Source organism: Vibrio sp. 10N.222.48.A3 (assembly GCF_041475345.1).
Lineage (GTDB): Bacteria > Pseudomonadota > Gammaproteobacteria > Enterobacterales > Vibrionaceae > Vibrio > Vibrio tasmaniensis_A.
On sequence record NZ_JBFRVX010001750.1, the window covers coordinates 1 to 271 of the forward strand.

The 271-nt window shown below is 32.8% G+C and carries 1 protein-coding gene; it reads right to left on the minus strand.

The window, feature by feature from the left end:
* Positions 1-69: 69 nt before the first annotated feature.
* Positions 70-271 (minus strand): hypothetical protein (locus AB4653_RS28745; protein ID WP_372106048.1); only part of this gene is annotated, 202 nt, incomplete at its 5' end.

Below are 271 nucleotides of genomic sequence, written 5' to 3' on the forward strand. Positions count from 1 at the left end.
TTACTACTTTTTCGATCAAATCTGACATAAATATCTAACTCTTAACATTGAAGTGGCGGCCTAACTATATTATTCGTTATAGCAGTTTAATTTTTCAGCATGCTTGTATGAAGAAGCTCTCAAGCCATCTACTGGATTGACATAGCTATTGTTCTTTAAGTGATTCATGACATAATTTATTATATTTTCACGAAATTGGATCTTTGAATCGAGCAACCCAAAGCGTTTATGGTGTTTCCACATGCATCTCTTATAGTTTTCATATTGCTTC